14 protein-coding genes are annotated in these 23,989 nt (G+C 47.5%); 2 read left to right on the top strand and 12 right to left on the bottom strand.

Translation table 11 applies throughout. From position 1 onward, the window contains the following. Window positions 1-16: 16 nt before the first annotated feature. Together ONB37_17350 and ONB37_17345 are read left to right on the top strand one after the other, a co-directional pair. Window positions 17-2,272: a TonB-dependent receptor gene (locus ONB37_17350; protein ID MDZ7401927.1), complete on the top strand. Its 2,256-nt coding sequence runs from the start codon at window positions 17-19 to the stop codon at window positions 2,270-2,272. A gap of 31 nt (window positions 2,273-2,303) precedes the next feature. Further along, window positions 2,304-3,131 (top strand): hypothetical protein, encoded by an 828-nt coding sequence (locus ONB37_17345; protein ID MDZ7401926.1) that lies wholly within the window; start codon window positions 2,304-2,306, stop codon window positions 3,129-3,131. Between the two features lie 121 nt (window positions 3,132-3,252). On the opposite strand, the gene ONB37_17340 is transcribed toward ONB37_17345, so the two are convergent. From ONB37_17340 to ONB37_17285, 12 genes are all read right to left on the bottom strand, one after another. Next, window positions 3,253-4,338 carry a hypothetical protein gene (locus tag ONB37_17340; GenBank protein ID MDZ7401925.1) on the bottom strand — a complete coding sequence of 362 codons (1,086 nt, stop codon included), beginning with the start codon at window positions 4,336-4,338 and terminating at the stop codon, window positions 3,253-3,255. A gap of 104 nt (window positions 4,339-4,442) precedes the next feature. After that, window positions 4,443-5,438, bottom strand: coding sequence for a PorV/PorQ family protein (locus ONB37_17335; protein MDZ7401924.1), 996 nt, complete (start codon window positions 5,436-5,438; stop codon window positions 4,443-4,445). Between the two features lie 315 nt (window positions 5,439-5,753). Beyond that, on the bottom strand, window positions 5,754-8,624 hold the full coding sequence (locus ONB37_17330; GenBank protein ID MDZ7401923.1) for a TonB-dependent receptor: 2,871 nt from the start codon (window positions 8,622-8,624) through the stop codon (window positions 5,754-5,756). A gap of 212 nt (window positions 8,625-8,836) precedes the next feature. Then, window positions 8,837-10,231, bottom strand: coding sequence for a hypothetical protein (locus tag ONB37_17325; GenBank protein MDZ7401922.1), 1,395 nt, complete (start codon window positions 10,229-10,231; stop codon window positions 8,837-8,839). Window positions 10,232-10,355: 124 nt separating this feature from the next. After that, a complete protein-coding gene (locus ONB37_17320) occupies window positions 10,356-12,377 on the bottom strand; it encodes a T9SS type A sorting domain-containing protein (protein ID MDZ7401921.1) in 2,022 nt (673 codons plus the stop codon). Between the two features lie 202 nt (window positions 12,378-12,579). After that, window positions 12,580-14,772: a hypothetical protein gene (locus ONB37_17315; protein MDZ7401920.1), complete on the bottom strand. Its 2,193-nt coding sequence runs from the start codon at window positions 14,770-14,772 to the stop codon at window positions 12,580-12,582. A gap of 151 nt (window positions 14,773-14,923) precedes the next feature. Then, window positions 14,924-18,202 carry a carboxypeptidase regulatory-like domain-containing protein gene (locus tag ONB37_17310; protein ID MDZ7401919.1) on the bottom strand — a complete coding sequence of 1,093 codons (3,279 nt, stop codon included), beginning with the start codon at window positions 18,200-18,202 and terminating at the stop codon, window positions 14,924-14,926. 258 nt (window positions 18,203-18,460) lie between these two features. After that, window positions 18,461-19,630, bottom strand: coding sequence for a pyridoxal phosphate-dependent aminotransferase (locus ONB37_17305; GenBank protein MDZ7401918.1), 1,170 nt, complete (start codon window positions 19,628-19,630; stop codon window positions 18,461-18,463). A gap of 151 nt (window positions 19,631-19,781) precedes the next feature. Continuing rightward, window positions 19,782-21,128, bottom strand: coding sequence for a dihydroorotase (locus ONB37_17300; protein ID MDZ7401917.1), 1,347 nt, complete (start codon window positions 21,126-21,128; stop codon window positions 19,782-19,784). A gap of 243 nt (window positions 21,129-21,371) precedes the next feature. Then, window positions 21,372-22,301 carry an aspartate carbamoyltransferase catalytic subunit gene (locus ONB37_17295; protein MDZ7401916.1) on the bottom strand — a complete coding sequence of 310 codons (930 nt, stop codon included), beginning with the start codon at window positions 22,299-22,301 and terminating at the stop codon, window positions 21,372-21,374. 17 nt (window positions 22,302-22,318) lie between these two features. Beyond that, the gene (gene pyrR, locus ONB37_17290; protein ID MDZ7401915.1) at window positions 22,319-22,891 is read right to left on the bottom strand and encodes a bifunctional pyr operon transcriptional regulator/uracil phosphoribosyltransferase PyrR; all 573 of its coding nucleotides are present in this window, start codon (window positions 22,889-22,891) and stop codon (window positions 22,319-22,321) included. Between the two features lie 569 nt (window positions 22,892-23,460). Beyond that, a partial coding sequence (locus tag ONB37_17285; GenBank protein ID MDZ7401914.1) for a hypothetical protein occupies window positions 23,461-23,989 on the bottom strand: 529 nt, incomplete at its 5' end.

Below are 23,989 nucleotides of genomic sequence, written 5' to 3'. Positions count from 1 at the left end.
AACTATCAGTGCGAACGTGAAAAAAGCAGCTTCCATCATTATATTGCAAAAGTGGCTTTTTCTATCCACAGCGGCAGCCCAATTGCTCCGCATTAGTGGGACAGTGCGGGATATCAATACCCATCATCCCATCAGCGGGGTCAACATCTCGCTGATGGGAACGTCATGGGGAACGACGACGTCGCCCGCGGGACAATTTTTGCTCCAGATTCCAGCGGGGTTCGCCACTGGTCGGCTGAGGTTCCAGCATATTTCTTATTATGCTGCTGACATTTCCATCGATTCGCTCCGAGCTCGTCCAATAATTTCTCTTCGACCAAGAATTATCCCTTTGCCCCCTATCGAAGTGATTGGCGAAGCCGAAAAGCGCTCGATCGCAATCAGCCGTGACCTTCCGCAGTCCCTCTCGCTGCTGGATGCAAAAAGTTTTGAGCTTCGGGGATTTGTCGATGCTGGTGACTATCTTGCCCGCGATGTGGCCATCCAGGTGGATGAAACGTTGAGCGGCAAGAAAAGCCTTTCGATCCGCGGCGGCAATGCTGATGACGTCGTGGTCCTCTATAATGGCGTCAAGTTGAATAACTTGCTGGATAACACGGCGGATTTGGCCCAGTTCAGCATCGATAATTTGCAGCGGCTCGAAATTATCAAAGGCGGGAACACGGCGCTCTACGGTCCAGAAGCGTTCTCCGGCGTAATCAATATTGTGCCCCAGATTGATGAACAATATCTTGCCCGCATTCAATATCGGATTGGCACCTATCGAACCAAAGCTTTTTCTGTTGATCTGAATAAGAACTTTAGTAAGCTTGGCCTCTCCTATGCGTTTCAGAACAACGACGCAACACGGTATTTTGTAGATGGTGCAACTTCGGATGACCGAATTGCCAATCGCAACGCCAACCACGCTTTGGACCTTCAATATCGTTTCGGTAAGGACGAAAGCAACGATTCGATGAATTTGCTCACTTTCGGCTCGCTGGTTTCCAGCCTCGATTATTATAATTATCGAGAAAGTGAACAGGTTAAAGATGCTAATTGGATTGCGGCACTGAATTACCATGGCTCGATGCTGGGGTTGAATGGTTGGCAGCTTCAGTCCTCGCTCCATCATCTCGATAGCGACCAATCGCTCCATTATGAGGCCACAGCGCTGAAACGTTCGTTTCATCATCGAACGCTACATTTTCAGGTGCAAAGGGAGATGAAAGTGAGGCTACTTGAAGGGGTTTTGGGTTATCAATATGAGGCAGGGCATTTGGATTTTGAAGATAATCGTCAATTTACTAACCATGCTATTGTTTTGCAGCAGAACGATCTGCAGCGGCAGCATCATGGCTGGGTAGCAGTGGTGAAAGCCCAGGGCCCGGCTGGTGCAGTGTGGCTGAATCATTTTGAGGTCGATCTGAGCGCCCGCCATGATCAGATTTTAGACAAACAGCAGTCCGAAATCCAAAAGTTCGATCCCGATGAAGGATTTAACCTGAAAGAACCAGAACTCAGGCATCATTGGCAGGCCACCAGTCTCAAAACCGGGCTGATGCTCGCTGGTCAAACACCGATGCTTGTGTTCCAATCCTATCTCAATTATGGGGCTAATACCAAATTTCCAACCTTGCAGCAAGCCACTAGCAGCCTATTGAACCTTAAGCTGTTCAATTTAAAAACGCCCTTGCAGCCGGAGCGCATTCAAAGCCTTGAGCTCGGGATCGAATTGACTCGGGAACTCGACCATCCGATCTGGAAGGGATGGAATATGACGGCCTCCTATTTTCAGACCTATTACACCAATAAATTTCGGTCGTTCTCAATGCCGTTCATTCCAATTGTCTTTTACGATAATGTGCCGACGGCAAAGATCAGTGGAGTAGAGTTGAAGCAGCGCCTCTATTTTTTGCAGAAGAAGCTCACAATCGAGCTGGGTTTGGCTAAAAATGAAATTCCAGAGAAAGCCGCGTTTCCCTTCAAATCCGAATTCAAAATCACCAGTAAGCTGATGGTCGATCATGCGGGCTGGTCCATTGAGTTACTTTGGTTTCATGAAAGTGATCAAATCGGTTGGTTGCGGACTTTGGACAGCTATTTTTCGGAGGTGCTGCTACCCAGCTTTTCCAACCTGGATCTGCATGTCAATAAGCAACTCAAGCTCTGGAAAACGAAATTATTGCTGAATTTCTCCGGCAGAAATCTTTTGGTGGGTGATCAGGTGCTCTTGCAGGGCTTGGCACTTCGGGATCGGCGCTTTTATTTAGCTTTTGGATTTCAATTATAAGCCATTTTGGCTTTTCAGGGAGAAAAAATCCATGGGGAAAAAGACCGCTGTTTCGATTCTGGCGCTCATCATTACGATCACCGCTTGCCAAAATCCATTTTTCGATGACAAAATTTCTGGGGGAAGAACCACTATCACTGGTCAGATGCAATTGAGCGGTGAGAGTAGTTTTGAAAATATCTTCGTCTATCTGAATGGGCTCGACATCGGCACATGGACGGATGCGAAAGGCGAGTTTACCTTACGCCTGCCTCCTCATTTCACAGCAGGAACCAGTCTAAACGGTATCTATGATCTTTATGGCTACGTCGCTAATTTCACGGTAAAAGCCAATCCCATCGCTATCCGCGACGGCCAATTTGTCTATGGTGATAAGTCTCTTGATAGCAAAGGTCGTTTAAGCCCGACACCATTGATTCGAAAAATATTGGAAGTGACGACTCATCTCAGCCGTGGTTACAAAGGCGACTCCAGTATCATGAGCGTGGTGGTGCATCTTTACTCGATTGGAGAGAGGATTTCGGTCGTGCTGCCTAACGCTACTTATGAATTTCTGGGAGGCGTGATCATCCATAACCTCACTACCGGTGAAGTGATTACCCGCGCCATGCCTACGGCTGGCTTCGGCCAACTGCTGGAGGTAACCATCGACGCGGTAGGGAGGGATTTTTATTTTTTGTTCAGTTTGGAGGGGCTCCCAATGGGAGAATACGAGGTGATTCCCCACGTATTACCCAATTATAACAACCTTGCCCGCAAAATCGCCAACTGCATGGGCATCGATCCCACCCGATTGAGCGAAGATTTTCTGAAATGGCCAGTAAGATATCAAGCCGGGCGTTTTACGCTCACGGAATGATCGAGGTGAGAAGCACAATGTGTTGTTTTTGCGGTTAAGTCCCATTAACCCGATATTCAATGGCTGCGCTCAACGCCGATCAACCGCCAGGTAGGAAGATTAACATCCTCGCTTCATCTCGCTAAATATCGGTTGATAATTTAAATCTCAGGATCCGATGATTTCCAGTATCCGCCACATAGACTGTCTTATTGAAATATGCCACTCCCATAGGGCGATGAAACTGCTTTTCGCCATTGCCGAATGCGCCAAAAGAATGCCTTTCCACACCGGATGAATTGAATTTCAGCAAACGATGCAGCCCTGCATCAACGACATAAATATTTCCCTGCTCATCAATGGTCACATCTTCCGGTCGATCGAATTTGTTCGGAGCAAAGATATCGGTGCGACTGACAGAGGGATCTAATTTAATGGCAAAACCATAAACATTGGTGGTGATCCATTGCACCTTATAAAAGTTCTGGCCGGTCTGAACGAAGATAAAATCGAAGAAGTTGGTGGCAAAATTGAAGAACTTGGTAATTGTAATGCCACTGGGGTTGGCGGCCGAGAACATCCCAGTTCCGTTCGGCTCCATATTGATCGGGCCAATGAGCTGATCCATTGAATCGTTTTTCGGCGCGAAATAGTAAATAGCGTTATCGCGCTTCTCTGGGCCATTGACCGTGACATAATACCATTGCTCTAGATATGCAGAGCCGCTTTCGCTGCCGTGCCAAGCGGCCACCGCTGAGAATCGGCGATTTGGGTGATCGACGTCCTCATATACTTTTCTCACTGGAGCAGCCCCGATGTTATGATGGGCTGCAAAAAGATTGATCTTGTAAATCCTGTTCGTGTTGTTAACGATGATTAAGTTCAGCCGCCCGTCCTGCGATAAAGCCACTGGGCCTGGAATCGGCTGCGAGTAACCAACGATGTTCCCAGCCAGGTCCAACATCACGATGCGATCGTGCGCAGAATCAGCCACATAGATGAACGGCTCATTGCCCAACAGAATATCCGTGGGATAGGCAAAATCGTATCCGGTCCCTGGCTCCCAATTTGGATATTGCTGAATATAGGTGGTATCGCTAACGCCAGGAAGAACGTTCTGATCCGTCGGAGCAGGTGGTAATGGATATTTCTGACCACAAGAGAAATAAGCCACAGCCGAAAGCATGATGATCAGGAATAATGAAATGAATGTCGAATATGTTTTCATAAATTTTTATCAATAAGATGATTTTGGATCGAATGATTGATTCAAATGTAATGACAGAATCAGTATCAACCAGCAACAAGGCGAGCAGAGCACAAGCGAACCGATCATGGATACCCAATCAGCAGGGAAAATCGGCTGACGCTTCCTAACCTGCCAAAATCAGAGTAAGCCAGGTCTACTGATAGATCAATGATCTTCAATGGGATTTTGCAGCCCATTCCAAGGCTGAAGGTTTCTTCGTCCACATTGAATTTATAACCAGCGCGGAGGAAAAAAAACTCTCGCCAGCTATATTCCATTCCCAAGTTCAAGTTTTCCGCATTATCATTGGGATGGTTCAGTTGAATCGCGCTGGTGAGACGATGCTGGTTCGTTTGGTAAAGCTCGGTCGCGAATCCCACTTTAAAGATGGTCGGCGGCGAGAACGATTGGAACTCTGAAATGCGCTGCTGGTCTCGATTGATAAAGCTGCCAATTGGCTTGACCTGATTGCCGAAATTGGACATGCACACCGCAAAGCGGCTGGAGCCGAAGCCCGTCCAATAGAATGTTCCCAAGTCGATCATTACGCCGTGCATCTTGAACTCTGCTAACGTCTCCTGAAAATATTTAAAGCTGATACCGAAGCTAAAGCGATCCGTCATTTTTCGGCCGTAAGTGAGGTTGATCCCAATGTCGCCAAACGAAAAATAATTGCCTGTCCCCGCCGGATGATATTCGGTCGTCTCCATCATATCGTCCATATACAGTGCGGTCACGCCAATTCCCAACGAGTTCGTGCCGTCCAAATGATGGACGTAGCCGACGAAATCATGCTTAATATCGACCAGCCAATTGACATGCGAAACCAGCAATTGATTATCTTTGAATTCCACAATACCAGCCGGATTCCAATAAAGCGCCGAGGCGTCGTTCGCTACAGCGGTGAATGATTCTCCCATGCCGATCGCCCTGGCGCCTACGCCGATCTTTAGGAACTGAACGGCCGCCGTCCCTGATCGCTGCCCACCTAAATTGGGAAGTAGTTGTCCCCAACTTGTGGCAACGAAGAGAGGCAAGAATAGAAATCCGGTGCTAAATAATATGGTTTTGCGCTTCATAATCGTCTTAAGATCTGTTGAAATGAATATTGATTTTGCTTCTGCTATAAAATTCTTCTTCCAAGATTTTCCCAGTGCCTTTTTGTGAATTCGCTCACATAAAAGGCGGTCATTGAATATTCTAGGGAGATTTTGGCTGCTTTCACACCTACCGTACTCATAATGCCTGAGAACGAAGCCACCTTAGTTTGAAACATCCATCTAATTCAAGGCTCGACGCTGAAAAGCGATGGGTGCACCAAATTTTCCACTTCGCTATCGAGCGTCGCCACAGAATCAACTTAAAAGATTCTGATTGATTAACTGCTCGAGTGATTAAAATCGGACTTTCAACCCCAGTTTCACATTTCTTGGGTTCAAATACCGAGCTGGATTAAAAGGATAAGGATCCAGCGGTGCCTGCACGTCAGGATAAAGCGGATCGTTCCAGCTATTGGGCGTGGGATCGCCATATTCATAGGCGCGACCAGTAACTGGATTAATGATATTCGAGTTCTTTTGATTGAACAGATTGAGCACTTCAATCGAGAACGTCCAATTGATGCCAGCGATCTTGAAATATTTTTCAAAGTTCAGGTCCACCCACATCCAATACTGAGCTACTTTGCTATATGGATTGTCGACATCAGTGCGATATTCTGGCCGCAGCTTTGTCCCCGACTTGATATAATTGCCAGTGAAATAAGCTGGGGTGTATCTTTTTCCCGATTGTGTATATAATCGAAAATTAAGGTTCCAATCATCGGGAAGTTTGATTCCCCAGATTTTGGGCGCTTTTTTATTAGGGATGAACAGATTGATGCTGGCGTTTCCTTGAAACGGCCGATCCCAGATTAAATAATTTTCGGTGATCGGTTTCTCTTCCAGGCTGCCCTTCGCGACCAGCAGCGCATCATCTGGTGAAGAGCTTTTTCCCGTGGCGATGGAATAAGAGAAACTGAAGGAACCAGTGAAGAATCTCCCAGCGCGCTTTTTATATTCTAACTCAATCCCACGTGCGCGGGAATAATCGAGATTCATATAGGTAATAAACGAACGTCCTGCCAATCGACCGGTGCCCTGAAACGAAACGGTGGTGACGTAATCGAAAATATCCCGATAGTACGCGGTGATCGTAAATACGTCGTTCTCGGTGAATTTGTGCTTCAGTCCCAGTTCGTAAGCAACGGTGGTCTCGGGATTGAGATTCGGGTTGCCAAATTTTTGAAAGGTGGATTTTGCGCTGAATTTACCCAGCTTGGCGTAGACGAACTGTGGCCGAGGCAGCTTGGAAAAATGGCCATACGAAAAGAATAGCATCTGATTATCCGTAATAGGATGGGATACACCGATCCTTGGGCTGAGCCGCGCTTTGAAACGATGGCCGAACAGGCTATAAGTATCCCGCTTGTAATTGATCCGGGTGGCGTCAGAAATAGTGACAATTTCTGGATCCTCAATGGCTTTGTCCACATATTCCCCAGGGAACCAATAATCGAACCGCATACCAAGATTGGCAATCAGACCTCGAAAGGTGATATTGTCTTGAATATAGGCTGCGCCGAAGTTGGGGTGAACGCGATAGATGTCGTTGTTCAATCCCAGCTCGCCGAACCAGGGGCGATAGATATCGATCAATTGCATCTCCCGATAAGTCATCTCAAGGCCAGCTTTCATTTTATGTCGATCGCTGCGATGGCTGGAAATATCGAATTTCAGGGTATAATCTTCGACATAATGATCGTGCCAGGTGGTGGAATTGCCATAATCCCAAAAACCATCTCCAGGGATGACATAGATGCTGGCGCTATCCGGGGAATAAAAGTATTCCACCGGCTGGGTGACGATGTCCTTGGGCTCCTGATATTCGCTCCAATGCTTGCCCTGCCAATCGCTGCGCAAATTGGCAAAGTAGCGAGATAATTTCAACTCGTAAAACGTTCGCGAACTGATCGTTTGGGTCCAATGGAGGCTAAATTGGTCGTTGAAATGGGTGAAGGTATTGAAATTGTCCAGGTTCTTCTCATACTCATATGGGTAGCCTGGTCCTGGTGGCACATACTCCAGATTGGTCTGCAATGATTGCGTATTTTGGTTGATGGACACGGATTGGTTGTAAGCCGCAATCAGCTTATGAGAAGGATCGATGCGCCAGGTAAGTTTGTACATGCCCGACCAGTTGTTCATCTCGCGGGGGGCAAATCGTTCCCCATAGAAGGTAGAGGAGTAGAGTTGTCGGGCGGCGCGCTTGGTGAAATCATCGCTGATGTTCATGTGCCCGTTAGTGAAGAAAAACAATTTGCCCGGAATCTTTAATCCGATCGCTGGCAGAACATAGTGACTGAGCGGCTCCGGGCCATATAGGCTGAGCTCGAGAATATCGGTATTAAAACTAAATCGGCTGCGCCGGCTAAAGGTCCCGATCAACGGCAGATCTGGGTCATAATTGCCCAAATGATCGCGTTTATAGCTTATCGAACCATGAAAATTCTGATCACCTTCTTTGGTCTTCACATCGACTACGCCAGACATGGCCTGACCGTATTCAGCGTTAAATCCGCCAGTGATAATCTCGATCTCCTGAATTGCATCCGTGCTCAAACGTAAGCCAAACCCAGTGCCAGCCAACGGATCCTGAACCGAGATGCCATCTAATAAAAAGGCATTCTCGTACGAGCGGCCGCCGCGAATGTGGATCTCATCGTCAGATTTGACTACTCCCACTTGCGCTGCAACGATATCTCTGATGCTCTTCAGGGTACTTTTCTCCAGTTCCCCGCTGGTCAATGTACGCCGCGTGGCCGTTTCATCGATGTTGAACAGCGGACGCTCACCGATGACCGTTACCTCCTGGCCGAGCGCTAAAACAGTCGGCTGCAATTCCACCATTAGCTCCGTGGTTTGACCAGCCAAGACCCTAACCCCAGTCCTTTGAACCATGGTATAGCCGATCATCGAAATTTGTAACGTATAATCTCCAGGATTGAGGCTTGGAATCAGAAATTTCCCCTCTAAATCAGTTGCCGCCCCATAATAAGTGCCTTTTACCAGCACGTTCACGCCGGGCAGGCCAGATTTAGTCTCCGCATCAATGATCCTACCTTTAATAGCCCCTTTGCTCTGCGACCAGAGGTGCTCTGGATTGATCAGCAGTGCTGCTCCAAACATTATAAGCAAGGAGACCACAACTTTGATATTCCTGTTCATTTTTATCCTGATAACTTAATAAAAGGGAAACGTTCATTTTTTACAAAGGACAATTGGCAATAGCTTCAAGCCCCTCTTAAAAAATACTCCATCATAATGTCTCAGTCGTATAGCTTACTGATTAGGATCAAAACCCAGAAAAAAATTTGATATCAGTTTCATCTTCAGTGTTTGCGGTAGCCGAAGCGTTTCGCATTCAATCAGACATTTCATTATGGGAGTCCAAATTCATCCTTTATGATGATCGCCAATAGCTTTTTCAAGTTCTTGTTCGCATTTAATTGATGGAATGGCACACCAAAGAAATAGAACGTGTTTTCAGCATTGGAAACGGCGATCACCGGCTTCCCGGACCAGAGCGCTGGATTCTCTTGCAGTCGATAGATGACCTTGGCGCTGGGCTTAGGCACCAGTTCTTTGACAAAGGGTATCCATTTGGTGGCTTTTAAGATCGGAAAACCGGGTTTGTTTTCCGTTGGCTCCAACAAGGTATTAGGAAAAACATCGAACGATTTGGGCACCAAGCTATCAACTGGTGAAAATTCCAGTGGATCGCCCTGTTGAGAGAAGAACTCTTTGAACTGGGTGGAGAAAATGATTTTTTTATTGGCCTCTTTCAGGTACCGAGGGATCGCAATCTGCGCCGCTTCGAAATGCGGTTTCGCATCGGTGTACCAAATAATTCGATCGAACAGCAACATCGTTTCGGCAAACATTTCGACCGAACTTGGCATCAGATCATAACGATTGTCCTTGTCCCGATTGAGCTTGATGTTCCAGAGCGAATATGGCAGTCCCAAACTATCGAGCGTTTGCTGATAGAGCACCTCATCGGCATCGACCACCTCATAGTCGTCGATGAGAAGAATCTTTCCAGTAGGACGCTTGACGTGCCAAATTTGTAATTCCTTTTTAGGCATGCGGACGATCGGGCTGGGGACACCAGCGATATCGATGGCGCGCAAATAGAAAACATGATTGGCATTGCTTATGGCATCGGGCAATTTTAAATTCACAAATGGCATGGATCCTGGCACCGAGTTCCACGTCCCATTCGTGTCATCGAGCACATATTCATAGAAAGCGATCGTTTCATCACCATCGAGATCAGTCCCCTTCCAGTAAAACGAGGCAACTGTAAAGGTCGTCTCTGGAATTTCTGTACCAGGGACAAATTCCACTTGCGGTCGACTGTTGGCAACAGGAAACGATTGGGTTGCAGGTGTTGGATCGACCAGGCCCTGATCATCAACCGCGCTGACGCGGAAAGTGTAGATCGTATCGAGTTGCAAAAATTTAAGCGAAAAGGTATCGCTTGTTGCAGTGGTGACCTGCCAGCCTAGGGGCGGATCAGCCGGGATCAATTGTGACGGCACTGGCACACTGGTGTTCCAGGTCAACAAAAATTTCACCACTCGTCCATCTGGATCATCACCCCACCAATGCAATACCTGTCGGCTGGTGGTGGTCGCCAATGTGCTATCCGGAAAAAATGTGAGATAGGTATTCGGTGGTTGATTGGGAAGCGGCTGATCCGTCAACCGTTGACCGCAAGAGCTAACAACCAACAGAAATCCCAATCCCACCAGCATCAATCGCCACTTCATTTTTGATCTCAATTCAGTAATCATTTTCGGAATTTAAATTTGATGCCCGGAGTCCCACTGATGACAAACAATTTGGACCTTACCAGTAGAATATTTTTTATCATCAGTGGGTGTGGCGCGCTGGTTATCGTAACAACACCATCTTATTGGTCTTGATAAATTCGCCCGATTTTAGGCTGTAGAAATAAATTCCGCTGGAAACCAGTTGTCCCAGTTGATTGGTGCCATCCCACGAGACCTGGTAATTGCCAGCCGGTTTCACTTCATCCACCAGCGTTTTGATTTTTTGCCCCAGCACGTTGTAGATGCTCAACTCCACGGCTCCCTTTTTCCCAATTCGATAGGCGATCGTGGTCGTTGGGTTGAATGGATTCGGATAGTTCTGGCTCAAATCATATATTAATTCGTGACTAACTCGCTTTTGTTTAATCCCCGTGGTATGGCCGATGATGTCCGATTCATTGCGCGGATCGAGCTTGTAATGGTAGAAAGAGAAATTGCCGATGCCGATAATCTTCTCAATTTTATCTCCCAATGCGAATGTGGAATCTAAATTCCCGCGATAAGCAATGCTAAAATCATCGCCCACGCGATACCCTCCGCTCCCATCATCGATGACAATCTCCCCGTAATTTGCCGGTCGATCCGGGAACGGATCGGTCACGGTAACGTTGTGGAATTCTAATAACATTCCCTCATAGCTCTCAGCCTCGGGGCTACCATCTCTGGCCTGACCAGTCTTCAAGACAAGGGGCTCCACATAATGGCCAGAGCTCAATATCTCGAATGCGGTAACCGAGGAAAGCGTGGTATAATTATAGTATTCGACCACGGTCCCCGTCACGCGAACCGAATCGCCCCGCATCGGCAAATTAGCCGCATCATCGACGAGAATTCCACTCCACGGTTCCCGACCATTCTGGATCACATAGTCACCCAGAATATCATCTGGGGAGGCGGTCACCACACCAGTGACGGTCACTTGATAGCCCACATAGGGGGAGACGCCGTTGCGAAATGGGGTCCATTGCAAATCTCGAATTGTCAATCCTCCGTCGCGGACCACATAAAAGTATTTGCTCGAGGATGTGTCCCCCGGCATCATGGATAGATGACCATTGTTGTCTGCCGAGATGATGAAATATTGAACCATGCTCCCATCCGGTTGCTTTGGAATTTTGCCGGTATAAATGGTATCGGCGGGCGTCATTCGACCTAAGAGCCAAGCGCCATCATTCACTTTGTAGCGAATATTGGCATAGGCCACTGTTCCATCAATGTCTTTGATGGTTGCTGTTACAAGGACATCATCGTTGGAAGTTGGGGCTGCGGGTTGGCGTACCACATTGGAAATGCGCGGCGGATTGGTCAGAATGGTGATATCCGCAGAGCTCATGGGCCCAAGTTGATAGCCCAGTCCATTGGGATCTTCGCGAACAAAACCTTTAATGTTGATCATGGTACCATTGGCCGGCCAACGGTATCTACCGTTGCGAAGACTGTCATATAAGCCCTTCCCCCAGTCATCCACGATCAGTTGCCCTGTGGCATCAGCGATCAGCATCTGGTTCCCTGGTGCAGCATTATTGATGACTGTGGCATTCTCGATTCGGACGTAACAATTTTCGTAAGGCTCGCCCACTTTTGGTGCAAGATCAGCGCATGTGAGCAAGGTCGGTTCTGGAATCTTGTAACCGTACCCTAATAATTCAACCGGGATCGGAGGTTTATCGATTAAAAAAACTTCGGTATGCGAAGGGCCAGCGACGTAAGAGAACTCCGCCACGCGGCCTGTCAATCGGACTTTATAGCCCTTTTTGAGCGCAGAAAAAAGTGTCCCTTGTTGGGTGGTATCCTCTTGCACTACTTGGAGCCCGCTCCATGGCCCGCCTTTTTCATCCACAATGATGGCGGACCAGCGCGCCCCAATCCAGATATCCCGCGGTCCAGTGGCCATAATGCCCTCAACAATTATTGTGTCGCCAAGCCATGGCGAATTATCTTGACCAACGGCTAATGATTCTGGAGGAACGAACTGGATATCATGGATGGTAACCGTGTCATAGCTGGCAATCGTCTGACCAAAAACGGCCGATGAAACCAGCAGCAGAATTAGCAGAAAAAGTGGTAGCAAAATTTTATTCATTGACACCATCTCCTCTTGATGTTGAAGTTAAGACTTATGGCTGATATTTTAATTTTGAACATCTATGCTCATACTGTCGGCTGTCTGAGGGATGAGAATCTCCTCAGTTTTCTGATCATGAGGACTTTTCCAACCGCAGAAATGACAGAGACAGTTTGATAATTTCGTATTTTGCAGATATCTTTAATTGTGTTGCTGAAGATTATTTGATCACTAAAAATTTGCCAGTTTGAATTTCGCCGGAGTTCAAATCTTCCACTGTAAATAAATAAAGACCAGTCGCGATGGCTTGATCGTCCTTAGTCACTAGATCCCAAGCATGCTCGCCACCAGCAAAGATAGTCTTGCCCCGAGCGAACTTTTGAAACCATTGGATGTCATTGCCATCATAGCTATTGCTTTGATGAATAAATCTATCTACTAAGTCCCCGGCTAACGTGAAAATACGAACCTCACAATATGGAGGTAAATTGCAGAAATAGATCTTCCGATCGCGCTCCAATGTTCCGTCCCAGGCGGCATGGGCGCGATATGGATTCGGATAGACCCAAACTGATCGCTTTATCGATGGATCTGAAACTGCGGGCGTCCCAGGCAGCACTCGGACGATACTGGTCAACGCACTGCTTTCCAAGCTTTCCAGCCTATTCACTGGATCCCCACGATCATAAGCGGTAACCGCGTACGCATATTGCCAGCCATTCAGCAAATTGTCATTGACGAAACGATAGTGATAGAACAAGGTATCCCCATTGGAAATTTCGTCTTCAAAAAATACCAGAGAATCCGACGCAAGCCGGATATATTTGAATCCGGTATCATAGCCGATTCCGTCGATGGAATCGAAATCGGCGATGAGAATGAGCGAACTCAGCAGATCGCGGCCAGGCAGATCCTCCCCCAATTGGGTCCGATAAATTCGATATCCCTCAAAATCTTTTTCCCCAGTGATCAGGTCTCTGGAGCGTTCTGAGTTATTCGACCAATAGATGGTCACTTTCCGATCTCCCGGCACGACTCGAAATTTAGGTGGCGATGGGGGAGTGGGCAAAACATATCGCGTCAGCTTGCCATCTCCATTGATATCTTCACCGAGGTCCAATATCCCATTGCCATTGCGGTCCTCACCTGGATCTAAGATACCGTTGTTATTTAGATCTTCTGAAGGGTCCAGGATCCCATTGCCGTTGCGATCTTCGCCATTGTAGGCGGTTTGCGCCCAACCCGCATTAATATAAAAATAGGTCTTGCTCTCTCGCGTGTCCAATTTCGTCGGCTCCAGCCCGTATTTAGGGCCACAAACAACAGCAATGGCCACATTAATGGATGAATCTGGATCAAATCTTGCGAATGGACCCGTTGAGATCAGCGTCATATAGTTCCCAGGCGTGGTTTTGATGATGTCCATTCCAGCAGGGGGAAGGCCTTGCGACATCTTTTGATATCGTTTGATGTCATCTGCGGGCGAGAAAAAGGTCGGATCCTGCGTGTTGCGGAACAACCAGGCGTTATAAATGCTATTAACTCGATAGCTGGTGTCGTTGGCCTGGGGAGTAGCACCCAGAATTTTCAAACCGACATATAAGCCTGGGTCAGTAAAACCCGGGTCACCGTCGTAATCATACGCGTAGGCGAGGCGAAGCGAATCGTTATACCCATTGCCCACGTGGGAGTAGAAAGCACTGCCGATCCGAGGCGGAGTGATATTGACGTTACGGACCACCAAGTCAGCCCAGAGGCCGATATAGACATTGAAAAATGTATGGCGACTGACATTTTTGATCGTATAGTTCAAAATCACGAAATCATCGGCGAAGGGATAGTTCCAGGCATAGCTTTCTTGATGGACCACAATTCCCATGGGCGTATGGTTGGGGATGCGAGCGTTCTGCAACTCTGGTATATAAATGTTGGTATCGGTGTAATCGCAGATAAAATCCTGATGGCTGATCGCCTCGGGGTGATAAAAAGGGGAATTGACCAAAGACGATCGCTCTTTGACAACATCGTTCGGATCTGCAGAATTGGTAAATTCAAATCCCGAGGCGATATCGATGAGAAATGGGATATCCATCGCCCCAGTCGTCGCCATGATCGTTCCGTCATCGCGGATGCCGGCCACCCAGAGACCGCCATCAAACATATGCTCGATGCCAGAGCCTCTCGGATATTCGCACGAGGGCTGGTCTACTGGTGTTTGGATGACGAAGCCGTCGCCGATCGTGCCGAAATTGGTAATGGTTAGCCCTATATTGCCAACCGTCGTATATTTGGTATTATCGTCAATCGTTGACTTGAAGATCAATTTGAGAACACGATCCAAATTTTGGCCGTTAAGTTGGCTATGAAGCAATCCAAGCAAGCATGCAAGAATAGGACAAAATTTTGCTTTCATGTTATCATGATAGGATTATTAAGGACTCGATGCAATTGCGACGAAAAATATACAAAAATTAATTTCAAAAATCAACAACTAAAATCCCTCTTCTCAAAAAGAAAAAAGCCGCTTCATTGATGAAGCGGCTTTTAGTTCATTTGAAAAGATTTTAGTTGAAATTGTATCTCAGGCTGAGCATGATCCTGAACACATCGGCAATGCCAGCGGTGTATTCGTAAGATTTGCTGATGAGTTTGCCGCCGATATTTCGCAGACGATAAATTGGCCGGCCTTGGGCATCAGCAGGGCTGCCTGAAATGATCAATGGCGAAGTAGTGACCAACCGTTGTCCGACGCCCCAATTCTTATTCAGCAAATTGGTGACGTTCATAAAGTTAATTCGGAATTGCAAGCTATTTCGCTTTTCGAACAGATCGGTGAACAGATCCTGAGTGATGCTGAAATCAGCGCGGAACACCATGGGCAACTGAATGCCGTTGCGCTCGGCGTATTCACCGCGATGTTTGCTCAGATATTTATCCTGCTTAATGAATGCCTCCCAGGCGTCGGCTTGCTGTTCAGCAGTGAATGTCACACCCCCGGATGTATAAGTCTGAAAGTTCATTTCAGATTTATCCTTGTGGATGTAAATGAGATCATTGGCCGTGCCGCCATCGCCGTTCAGGTCGCCGCTAAACACATAACTGGCCGTTCCCAATGAATATCCATCGAGGAAAAGCGAGAAAGTGGTGGCGCCAAAATTAAAATATTCCTTGCGATAAGATATTGAGCCTAACACACGATGTCCAGGGGAGGTAGTAGCGAAGGAGACGCCCGGATTATTGGGATCGCCAGAGTGCGGATTATTATTCCACGAACCAAAAGCGATAGAACCCGGATCTATGGTGTTCTTGGAAATGCCGTAGCTATAGGCAGCTTTGGCGAACAGACCATGGCTGAACGGCCGCTCTAACGCTACCGTAAAATCCCAGAAATAGCCCACGTTCTGATTCTTCAAGACAATGGCGTTATCCACCTCAGCATTGATCTTATTGCCGGAGGTCCAGCGCGGGCGGCTATCCGGTCCGACAAATCTAGAGTCTGGGGCTTTTAAATTGGCATTGATGTAATAGATGCCATTCACGTCCTTACTGTACATAATTTCGGCAGTCCCGATGAATCCGAATGGCAGTCGCTGATCAATCGCGAGGTTGCTGCGCCAAACTTGTGGGAATTTGAAATTCGGATCGGTCAATGCCAATTCATAGGTCTTGGCCGGCTCACCAGTCACATCCTTGGGCTTATAATGATTGGGATCAGGATGGAACGGTCGTTCGGTGGTTTTATCCTTGCGCTCGAAGCCGGTTAGCACCCCAGTGTTGCCGATCTGGTTGGAGATCCACACATAGGCGGGTCGGCCAGTGAAAATGCCGGTGCCACCGCGCAATTGGGTGGAGCGATCACCAGTAATATCCAAGTTGAAGCCCAGCCGTGGTGACCAGAGAATATTCGGATCTGGCAGCTTTTTGGTTTTATATTGGACGGGCTTACCATACTCATCCATGAAGGTCAGTGCATCGGCTTTATAGTTCTCGTATCCAGTATCGCCGAAGAACGGGACGTCCAATCGCAAGCCAGCCGTGACTTGAAAGTTTTTAGAGACCTGCCATTCATCCTGAGCATAGACACCCGCGTAAATGACCTTGAGCGGTTGAATCGGCTTGGTTTGCCCAGGAATATTGGACCAGCGCACTTGGAATCGCTCCAGCGTCACCGGCGAAACCGTGCGATTGGGATTCGCTAAATAATCGTTGGCATCTGTATAGAAATCGGCCAGCGAGTTATAGACGTAAACGCTTTGCGAACCAGGGAAGAAGACGTTTTCCGAGCGATAGCGCTCGAGGCTCAAGCCAAAGGTCAAGCTATGCTGATGCAGATAGAGCATAAAATTATTCTGCAATTGATAGCTGCCATAGCGCAATTCATTATTGGGTGTGAATGGCTCAAACCCGAACGAGGTGTAGACCGAGCCACCTTCTTTGATGTCCACGAATGGGAAGAAAGAACCGCGGGATTTTCGGCTTTCGTCATTGTAAGTGTAACCAACGATGAGGTTGTTGGCCATATTTTTCCCGATCATCGAGTTCCATTCTCCAACGATGGAGCGGATATTCTCCATGATGATGTAATTGGAATTCTGGAAATTCAATCCCGTGGTGCTGCTTCTTCGGTTGCCAAATCCAAGAGAAGAGGAATTTGACAGCAGCACATCCGTTTCAGAATCGAGATGGTTGTAGCGTAAGCTGATTTTATTTCGCTCATTGAGGTTATAATCCAGTTTGGCAATAAATCGGGTGGCGGGGGTATAGTGATTGTAGCCTTCATATGGGCCAGTGTCGTAACCAAAATTGGTTTTGAGATACTGGCTCAGCGCATCCAGATCCGAAGCCAACACACGAGTGATATTCCCACCTACAGTTTCACCGCCTCTATTTGCGCGGAAAGTCGTCCCTGGTTGGGTAAGCTTATCGCCTTCGTAGTTCAAGAAGAAAAATAATTTGTTTTTGAGAATCGGGCCACTTACCCGCGCACCAAAGCGATTATATTTGAATGTCCCAGGATCAACTTTATTTTCTCGAGCTTTGGTCCCAACCCAGTCCTGATTTCGGGTTTGCCCATAGATGGACGCTGAGAATTCGTTGGTGCCGCTTTTGGTTACGGTATTCACATTAGCGCCGACGAAGTTACCTTCGCGAACGTCGTAAGGCGAAATGTTCACCTGAAGCTGTTCGATCGCTTCTAATGAAATTGGCGCCACACCGGTACGGTCGCCTGGCTGGCTGGCCAGTCCGAAAGAATTGTTGAAATAAGATCCGTCTACCGTGATATTATTCAGTCGTCCGTCTTGCCCAGCAAAGGATGAACCATAGCCCGAGCCGTTGGGGTTATATTGTGGCGTCAAGCGGACAAAATCCTCAATCCTACCAGTAATGGTTGGCAGAGTAATGATCGCTTCTCGGCTCACCGAAGTGGCTGCCCCGGTTCGAGAAGCACTTAGAATGGCGTTGCGCTCTGCTACGACTTCCAGAGCGCCAACTTCCAGGGCTTCCTCGGGCAGTTTAAACTCCAGGCGCAAGTTCTGACCCAAGTTTAAGTAGACATTTTCGATCTTTTGGGTCTTATAGCCAATGTACGAGACGGTGACCGTGTAAGGACCACCAACGCGCATACCAGTAATGTTGAAATTGCCATCGTTCCGGGTGGCCGCTCCGAAAATCACACCGCTGGGAACATGCATCGCAACAACGTTCGCTCCAGCAAGCGGCTCCCCTGAGGTGCTGGTTACCGAGCCGCTCATGGCAGCGGTGGTTAAACCTTGCGACCAAACCAAGTTAGGAACAATGAACAACAGCAGTATCACGCTTACCAGATACTTCATTTTCTCCATAAAATCCCTCCATTGATGGTTAAATGTGATAGGTGAATTAATAAAAGTTATCTACTTTTATGAAGTTCGTGCGCGTGAAATGATTCATGGTTACCAAATAAGCGATAACAAAGATAAACGGTTAATGTTACAGATGTATTAAAATTTGCAAACTCCAATAAAAAAATTCAAATGACCTTTTGGTAGATTCAATAGGCCGCGATATATTCAAGCAACGGCAAAATTATTAATCCTAATAAACAATGTCAAGCAAAATTTTCATTCAATACATTTTTCTCGTGTTTGCAAATATCTTTTGATTCGCTCGACCCCAAGCTGGATATTATCGATCGAATTCGCATATGAAAACCTCAAAAAGCCTTCCCCATTGGTACCGAAATCGATCCCTGGAGTGACTGCTACGTGGGCATTTTCTAATAGCTCAAAGGCAAATTCATAGGAGTTGGAGCAAAATCGCTTGGCATTCGCGAACACATAAAACGCTCCAGTGGGTTCAACAGAAATCTTGAATCCGAGGTCTCGGAGTCGTTCGATCATAAATTTTCTTCGCTGATCGTACGTTGCGACCATGGTCTCGATCTCTGGATGCGATTCGGTGAGCGCAGCAACTCCAGCCCATTGCACAAAAGCATTGGCCGAAATAAAGAAATTTTGTTGCAATTTCTGAATCGGGCGCACCAATGCTTGTGGGACAATTAAATAGCCGAGCCGCCAGCCAGTCATAGCAAATAACTTCGAAAAACCATTCAACACCACGGCGTTTGATGAGAACTCTAAAATGGAATGCGCCGGATCCCCATAGACGAGGCCATGATAAATTTCATCTGATATGACCAGTGGCCCCAAATGTGCGATCTGCTCCATGACCTGAGCCGATAGCAGATTGCCCGTAGGATTTGAGGGGGAATTGATCAGAATCGCTTTTGTTTTTGGAGTGATCTTGGCTTTAATCTGTTCTGGCCGAAACTGAAAACCATCGTCTTCATATACCTTCACTGGGTGGAAGCGAGCACTTAAATAGGCGATAAAATTTTTATAACACGCATAGCTGGGATTGGCACAGATCACTTCGTCCCCGGGGTTCAAAATGGCCGACAACACCAAAAGCAGGGCAGGTGAGGTTCCAGAGGTAACGATCACCTGATCTGGAGAGACTTTGATGCTATAATTTTTCGAATAGTACTCCGCAATGGCTTCGCGCAGCGGCCAGATGCCAAGGCTATGGGTATAGTGGGTTTCACCCCGTGCCAAAGCAGCTTGACCAGCTTCCACGATTTTGCTCGGCGTCGCAAAATCTGGTTCGCCAACCTCAAGATGAACGATATGTTCCCCACAGCGTTCCATCTGCTGCGCTCGCTCCAACACTTCCATCACGATGAATGGCGAGATCTTTTCAGTACGCCTGGAATGAATCTGAGCGCGGTCCATCGCTATTCATTTCCTTGCAAATCAAATGAACAATGCTAATATTTGATAACTGATAGCTGATAACTGATAACTGATAACTGATAACTGATTACTGATTACTGATTACTGCCTTCTGACTGCAGATTGCCAATCATAACTTTTACACCGATCGTTATTGAAAAAAACAATGCCCATTATTCACCACACCCAAAACCTTGCCCGACAGTCGCCAACCATGGAACGGTGTGTTCCTCGAACGTGATTTGAATTTGGTTTTATCGACCAGCCATGTGGCATCTGGATCGATGATAGTCAAATTGGCTGGTTGGCCGATCGCGATCTGCGGCTCGGGCAGCCCAAGAATCCTATGAGGATTGAGACACAATTTCGCCGCCATTTGCTGCCAATTTAAAATTTTGGGCTTTATCAGCTTCTCAATAATCAAGCCAATTGCTGTTTCTAAACCAATGATACCGAACGGCGCTGCGGCAAACTCTGTTTCTTTTTCTTCAATTGAGTGTGGCGCATGATCGGTGGCAATGGCATCGATCGTGCCATCTTTTAATCCTTCTATAATTGCTTGGACATGTTCCCTGCTCCGCAGCGGAGGGTTCATTTTAAAGTTTGCATCGAACGATGTCACCATCTCATCAGTTAGCGAAAAATGATGTGGGGTGGCCTCGGCCGTAACGGCGATACCCTTGTCTTTCGCGCGACGCACCAGTTCGACAGCCCCTTTGGTTGAAATATGGGCGATATGGATCTTGCTTTTTGTATATTCCGCCAGCATAATGTCCCGCGCGACGATCACATCCTCTGCGATGGAAGGAATACCAGGCAATCCAAGGTTGGTTGAAACAAAGCCCTCATGCATCACGCCCTCCTGAGCTAGCGCGGCATCTTCACAATGCTCGATGATCGGGATATTGAACATTCGGGCATACTCCAGCGCACGCCGGAGCACCAAGCTATTGGCTACCGATTTGCCGTCATCCGAGAACGCCACCACACCAGCCTCGACAAGTTCGGCCATTTCGACCAGTTCCTCGCCCCGCTGCCCGCGCGTGATCGCCGCCACAGGATAAACCGTGATGAGATGTCCCTTGACCGTTTCTCTGATAAATTCAACAATCTCCCGAGAATCCGTGACTGGCTGGGTATTGGGCATGGTGCACACGCCAGTAAAGCCACCAGCCATGGCCGCTGCTGCGCCACTGAGTAACGTCTCTTCATCCTCTCGCCCAGGCTCACGAAAATGAACATGCAAATCAAGAAAGCCGGGGAAAAGCAGTTTATCCCTCAGATCAAATATCTCACCATCAAAATCGCTGGCAAGCGAAATTTCAGGACGCAGATCTGCAATTTTTCCGTCGATGATCAAAAGGTCAAATCTGCCCTGGTATTTCTCGCTTCCATCAATGATTTGGCCGCGGCGCAACAAAATTTTCTGAGCCGATCGCAATCCAGCCCTTCCAATGGCGCTTCCCGATGCATGACTGGTGGTAAGTATTTCTCTCATAGAATTCATAACCAAATTGAAGTTCAAAGCAATAATTTGGGGATGCCCGGTTGTGATTGATCATCCTCAGGTGCTAAATTAAATTCAGCAGATCAAAAAATGTATCCCTCAACGAGCGCCTTTGCTCACACATGATCGCATCAACCCATAGCCCTAATATAGGATATGACGAAACACTGCTTACTGCTTACTGATCACTGCTTACTGATCACTGATTACTGATCACTGATTAATATTCACTGCCTATTTCCCCATCTCCCCACTCAACAAATACAGAATTGCCATTCGAACTGCCACACCGTTGGTCACCTGATTGAGAATCACTGAGAATTCTGGATCATCAGCCAGATCGCTGTCGAGTTCCACTCCACGATTGATTGGCCCCGGGTGCATGAGAGTGACCTTCTTGTTCGCTTTTACCAGCCGCTCCCGCGTGATGCCGAAATAGTTGTGATACTCCCGAAGTGAAGGGAAGAAGTTCGCTGTTTGACGCTCCAATTGGATGCGCAGCACCATAATCACATCGGCCCAACTGATGGCATGATCCACACTGTAAAGGATTTTTACCGGCCATCGTTCGGCTTCGATAGGGATCAATGGAGCTGGGCCGCAAATAACCACTTCGGCGCCCATGGTTGTTAGACCAAAAATATTGGAGCGAGCAACGCGCGAATGCAGAATATCCCCCACAATTGCGACGCGCAATCCTTTCAGCTCGCCATAAATTTCCCGCAGGGTCATCATGTCCAGCAATGCCTGAGTAGGATGCTCGTGCATCCCATCGCCAGCATTGATCACCGAGCCCTTGATCCAATGGGTCAGAAAATGGGGCGCGCCGGCTGCCGAGTGGCGAATTACGACCATATCTACCTTCATCGCTTCAATATTTTGGGCTGTATCGCGCAAGCTCTCGCCTTTTTTTACGGATGAGGTGCTGGTGGAAAAATTGATGGTATCGGCGGATAATCTTTTTTCGGCAAGCTCAAATGAAATGCGGGTGCGGGTGGATGGCTCATAAAATAAATTCACAATCGTCTTGCCCCTTAGGGTTGGCACTTTGGGGATAGGGCGCTCCAAAACTTCCTTGAAAGACGTTGCGGTATCCAGGATCAATTTGATCTCCTCTGCCGAAACGTCTTCCAGCCCTAACAGATGTTTTCGTTTGAAAACCACGTCGTTGCTCTTTTACCTCATATTTTGTTCAGCTCATTCGTACCCGCTGGGCTCTCTACCAGCAAGACACAATCCTCATCGTCGATTTCTCGCATTTTCACTTGTACCTCTTCGCCGATCGAGGTGGGGATGTTTTTCCCGACGTAATCCGGCTTGATCGGCAGCTCACGATGACCGCGATCGACCAGCACTGCCAATTGGATCCTCGCTGGTCGGCCGAAAGACATCAGTGCCTCCAGCGCCGCCCGGGTGGTTCGACCTGTATAAAGGACATCATCGACCAGCACCACATTTTTGTCATAAATATCGAACGGAATATCGGTCTGCTGCACCACAGGGTGTCTCAGCCGTTGGCGAAAATCATCGCGATACATGGTAATATCCAAGACCCCCAACGGCAGTTGCCGTCCCTCGATTTTCGCAATTTCATTGATGATCCGTTGTGCCAGATATACCCCTCGGGTCCGAATGCCAACAATGACCAAATTCTCAGCCCCCCGATTCCGCTCCAAAATCTCATGCGCCAATCGCGTGATAGTCCGTTTTAACCCGATTTCATCGATGATTTTCGCTTTGACCTTTCGTTCCATGCCGTTTCCGTTTTTAGACATAAAAAAAGCCTTCTCAGGGCGCATGAAGGCACTTCTATCAAAACGCCCCTTTCCCTTCTCTCTGGATCGGTTTAAAGGGGAGCCAAATTTATTTGACACTAATATAACAATTTTTTGGTGATTGTCAAGGAAAAATTATTTCTAATTAAGCGTTCCTAAACCTCCCAGGTTTAGGAACGCTGGCTTCAAAACATTTACCGAACTAACACCATCTTCCTCACCTGCCGAAACTCCCCGGCGCTGATGGCATAAAAATACACGTCCGAAGCCACTGCGCTGCCATTTTCATCGCGATCATTCCAATTCTCCATTCGATAGGCAGCAGATTGATCTCTCCAAACACCATACAGATTGTGCAGCTCGCAGCACCTGAATCTCAAAGGACAGATGAATCTCATCAGGAAGCCGAGAGCGAAATTCTACCATCGGCTTGACCGGAGCTTGCATTCAAGCTGTTCCTAAGAGCAAAACATCCTTTTAATTCATTTGAATCTGGATAAAATTTATGATGACCCGAGGCAAATTTTGAATGGAGAAATTCTGGTGTCTTAACAGGAGATAGGGGGATTATCGAAGCTTCCACGGGTAGGATTGGCTGCTGCCGCTGCGGTAAATTTAATGTGCTGGCTGGCCGTCCCATTGGCAACCAACTTGCCTTGCACAAGAAGATATTGACCAGTATAAAATTTCACTGTGCTATTGGGAGCAATTGTCAACGTCTTTCCCGACGGCACGGTGATGCTGCTGGACACATTGACCGTATCCGTATCCCAGGTCTCATTGGCCGCAAACATGGGACGCAATTCAAATAATCGCCCTCTGCCAGGGCCAATGGTGATATTGCGGAAATAGCCATTGCTGGTAACAAACAACTCCCCAGAATATAAATCCCGAATTTGGTATTGCCCTGATTTATTGGTGCGAACAGTGATGGTCTGCGCTGGCGCAGGCGTCCCATTGTTATCGCTGGAGCAGCGGCGATTGACCAGCAGGAAATAATCGTAATTGTTGGACGGATGATCCATGAGGCTGATCTCGATGGTGCCATGACCACCGTCATCGACATCATCGATAATA

Source organism: candidate division KSB1 bacterium, assembly GCA_034506395.1.
Taxonomy (GTDB): Bacteria; Zhuqueibacterota; Zhuqueibacteria; order Thermofontimicrobiales; family Thermofontimicrobiaceae; genus Thermofontimicrobium.
This window is presented reverse-complemented; position numbering and strand designations above follow the sequence as displayed.